This window comes from Streptococcus sp. 4094 (genome assembly GCF_013277125.1).
In the GTDB taxonomy this organism is placed as follows: domain Bacteria; phylum Bacillota; class Bacilli; order Lactobacillales; family Streptococcaceae; genus Streptococcus.
This window is the reverse complement of sequence record NZ_VMMI01000013.1, coordinates 1-231: the sequence shown is the minus strand read 5'-3', so window position 1 is coordinate 231 and position 231 is coordinate 1. Positions and strand designations below refer to the sequence as shown.

Annotated in this window: 1 protein-coding gene; it reads left to right on the top strand. The window is 48.9% G+C overall.

Going from position 1 to position 231, the window contains the following annotated elements; translation table 11 throughout:
- On the top strand, positions 1–231 hold a 231-nt coding region (locus tag HT721_RS04310; protein WP_275690232.1), incomplete at both ends, for a Rib/alpha-like domain-containing protein.

Here is a 231-nt window from a genome sequence, read left to right as displayed (position 1 = left end):
AATGGGGGAACCCCAAGAGCCGAAGATAGCATTGGCAATGTAGGGCAACTTCCAGCGAAGACAAGGTTCGAATGGAAAGGCGGAACGCCAAGTACGACTGAAAAAGGCGATCATAACGCAACGGTAGTCGTCCACTACCCAGATGGCACGAGTGAAGAAGTGTCCGTCGTTGTGAAAGTAAGAGAACAACAAGAGACTTACCAACCAACACCAAAAGAACAAACGGTAGAC